Origin of the sequence: Chamaesiphon polymorphus CCALA 037, assembly GCF_003003845.1 — a bacterium.
In the GTDB taxonomy this organism is placed as follows: Bacteria; Cyanobacteriota; Cyanobacteriia; order Cyanobacteriales; family Chamaesiphonaceae; genus Chamaesiphon; species Chamaesiphon polymorphus.
This window is the reverse complement of the sequence record NZ_PVWO01000556.1, coordinates 1-3,592: the sequence shown is the minus strand read 5'-3', so window position 1 is coordinate 3,592 and position 3,592 is coordinate 1. Positions and strand designations below refer to the sequence as shown.

Genomic DNA, 3,592 nt, shown 5'->3' with positions numbered 1-3,592 from the left:
GCTTGCCTGCAACCATCTTTTCGATCGCTTCAGCAATCTGGGGTGGTTGAATAATTGTGAGGTATTCTAACTTTCCATTATAAGGAGTCGGAATATCCTGTGACGACATCCGCAGGACGGGTGCGTCCAATTCGTCAAAGAAGTTGTCGTTGATGGATGCAACGAGTTCGGCACCAATACCACCCGTGCGCATACATTCTTCGACGATAATTACTTTATGCGTCTTCTTAATAGATGCCCCAATTGTCTCTAAATCTAACGGTTTGAGCGAAATTAAATCGATAATTTCTGGATCGCAAGTCGAACCTTTGTCTGTTAAGGTTTTCATCGCTTGGGTACAATGGTGGCGCATCCGCGAGTAAGTCAGGACGGTCACATCTTTACCAGGACGCACGATTTCGGCTTTATCTAGTGGGAGTACGTATTCCTCATCTGGCAAGTCTTCTTTGAGGTTGTAGAGCAAGACATGCTCGAAGAATAAGACTGGGTTTTCGTCTCTGATTGCTGCTTTGAGCAAGCCTTTGGCATTACGTGGCGTAGAACAAGCAACGATCTTCAAACCAGGAACTGCTTGGAAATAAGCTTCCAAACGTTGGGAATGCTCCGCACCCAATTGTCTGCCGACGCCACCTGGGCCGCGAATGACTAACGGAATCGTAAAATTACCACCAGAGGTGTAACGCAACATCCCCGCGTTATTAGAAATCTGGTTGAAGGCTAGGAGCAGAAACCCCATATTCATCCCTTCAATAATCGGACGCAATCCGGTCATGGCAGCACCTACAGCCATCCCCGTAAAACTATTTTCGGCGATCGGGGTGTCGAGGACGCGTAAGTCTCCATATTTCTTATGGAGATCTTTGGTGACTTTGTAGGAACCGCCATAATGTCCCACGTCTTCACCCATTACCATTACGGCTGAATCTCTCGCCATTTCTTCATCGATCGCGGCACGTAGGGCATTAAAAAATAGAGTTTCTGCCATGCTAGGTTTACAACACTTGAATTTCTCAGATCTCACTCTAGCAGAATATAGGGAATAGGGAGCAGGAATAGCGATTCGCGCTCGTCGGGTTCCCCGACGGTTTAGCGAATCAAGACAGGGGATAGGGGGAAAATGATATAATTCAACCATCGCAAACGTTTGGAAATTTTATGACGATTGCTACTACTCATAACACACCCTTTAATACTGGATCGCTATTGCTAGATGTCAGTAATACAACTCTCATTGTTACTCCAGAACAATTTGATATCCTCTGCGCCGATAATCCCGATTTACGCCTTGAATTGACCCGAAATAGAGAATTGATTGTGATGTCTCCGACTGGTGGTGAGACTGGCAAAAAAAATGGTAATTTATTTGCCAGAGTTTGGAATTGGAACGAGCTAACCAATCTAGGTGAAACATTTGATTCTTCGACTGGCTATGATTTTACAGCAATCGATGGGGGTAAACTATCGCCAGATGTCTCTTGGATTGAAAAGTCCCGTTTGGAGGGCGTAAATATCGTCGGATTTATTCCAGTGGTTCCCGATTTTGCGATTGAGTTACGTTCTGCCACTGACAGGTTGAGTGCCGTTCGAGACAAAATGATTGAATACCAACGGCTGGGAGTAAGATTAGGGCTACTTGTCAATCCTCAGGATCGAAAGGTCGAGATCTATCGTTTAGGGCAAGCTGTAGAAGTGTTAGAGTCACCGCTGTCAATTAGTTGTGAGGATGTGATGCCAGGTTTCGTACTGAGTCTGAGTGGGATTTGGTAAGTCTTGACACTCGATCGATAATATTTTATGTAAAATTACAGAGTCGCCTCTATCCAGCTTTACTTGGGGTTATCTGAGCGGCTTGGCAACAGGTATTCCGGTGGATAATAAGTGCATCGATAGTCGATCGGATAATTGGATTCAAAATGGGCATGGAGTTTGGATTGAGATTCGTTCTAATGTGGATGGATGCGTACAAATCAATTCTCGTGCGTGAAGATGCAATCTTTTCACATCAGTCTGACAACCGTAGAGTCGATCGCCTAAAATACACACACCTAGCCCACGAGCATCGGCTGCATGGACGCGTAATTGATGCGTCCGCCCCGTAACTGGTTTAAATTCAATCCGCGTGTAGCCGTCGATTTGCTCTAATACCTGGAACTCAGTCAAACTAGGTTTACCCAAATTAAAGTCTACTTTCTGTCGCGGTCGATCGACAGGATCGCCCCATAACGGTAAATCGATCGATCCTTTCTTTAACTCTATCTTCCCGCCTAAAATCGCCTCATAAATCTTGCGTACCTGTCGATTCTCAAATTGCTGGCTCAGATATTGATAAGTGAGTTTGTCCCGTGCGAATAATAATATGCCCGATGTATCTCGATCGAGTCGATGAACGGCATAAATTTCGGGATACAATGCACGCAACCGAGTCAGCACGCTATCTTGTAGATCGCTCGTCCGTCCGGGTACAGATAATAGTCCCGCAGGCTTATCGATCGCAATTAGATATTCATCCTCATAAATAATCTCGCAATTATTCCGTCCCTTTCCCCCTTCCCCTTTACCCTTAATTAATTACCAATGACACCCACAAAACCCCGCGACGTACAAATTGCCGAAATCGGCACCGACACCACCGTCCTCCGCTCCCGTACTTGGGAACGCCTCAAATTTGAAATCGAATACGCCCGTCAAAAAGGCACCACCGCTAACTCCTACCTGATCGAAGCCGACTCCATCGCCCTGATCGATCCTCCTGGCGAATCCTTCACCGACATCTTCCTCGAAGAACTCGGACAACACGCCTACTACCAACGGTTGAACTATATCATCCTCAGCCACATCAACCCCAACCGGATTGCCACCCTCAAACGGTTACTAGAAGCCGCTCCCTACGCCACCATCATCTGTTCCAAACCAGGCGTGAATACCCTACGATCGGTACTTGCCAACCAATCCTTCGATCGACCATCTCCCCGCGAAGATGAAGCCCACGATTTGGGCATCGAATTTGGTACCGATCGAATTCTCAAAGTTCACGTCGTGCGGGATGAAGAAACCCTCGATCTGGGTAACGGACACGTTCTGCAATTCCGCTTCGTCCCTACCCCCCGTCACCCCGACGCGCTGTGTACATTCGATCGAGGTACCGGAATCTTATATACAGATAAACTCTTCGGCTCCCACGTTTGCGATGATGCCGTTTTTGACGAACATTGGAAAACCCTCGCCGACGATCGCAAGTATTATTTCGATTGTCTCTACGCCGCCCAATCGACTCAGGTAGAGGCGATTCTCTTGAAAATAGCCGAATTCCCCACCCGCATCTACGCACCCGCTCACGGCTCGATCGTCCGCCACAGCCGCAGCGTTTTGACACTCGATTATCAGAGCTGGTGCGAACAGCAGCAGAAAAAAGATCTCAGCGTCGCGCTCTTATATACATCCGCATACGGCAATACCGCCACCCTCGCCAGAGCGATCGAAAAAGGCATTACTCAATCGGGAGTCAATGTTCGCTCGATCGATTGTGAATTTACCGAACCCGAAGAAATTACCACCGCCGTCCAAGCCTGCGATGGCTTCATTATCGGCTCTC

Annotated in this window: 3 protein-coding genes and 1 pseudogene; 2 read left to right on the top strand and 2 right to left on the bottom strand. The window is 47.4% G+C overall.

Annotated elements, in window-relative coordinates:
- A partial coding sequence (locus C7B77_RS26270; protein WP_106311936.1) for an alpha-ketoacid dehydrogenase subunit beta occupies positions 1-985 on the bottom strand: 985 nt, incomplete at its 3' end.
- Positions 986-1,155: 170 nt separating this feature from the next.
- Between C7B77_RS26270 and C7B77_RS26265 the strand changes: the two genes are divergently transcribed.
- A complete protein-coding gene (locus C7B77_RS26265; RefSeq protein ID WP_106311933.1) occupies positions 1,156-1,767 on the top strand; it encodes a Uma2 family endonuclease in 612 nt (203 codons plus the stop codon).
- Between the two features lie 141 nt (positions 1,768-1,908).
- On the opposite strand, the pseudogene C7B77_RS26260 reads toward C7B77_RS26265, so the two are convergent.
- Positions 1,909-2,520 (bottom strand): annotated as a pseudogene (locus C7B77_RS26260) (RluA family pseudouridine synthase); the annotation flags it as partial.
- 54 nt (positions 2,521-2,574) lie between these two features.
- Between C7B77_RS26260 and C7B77_RS26255 the strand changes: the two are divergent.
- On the top strand, positions 2,575-3,592 hold a 1,018-nt coding region (locus tag C7B77_RS26255), incomplete at its 3' end, for an FprA family A-type flavoprotein (protein ID WP_146138531.1).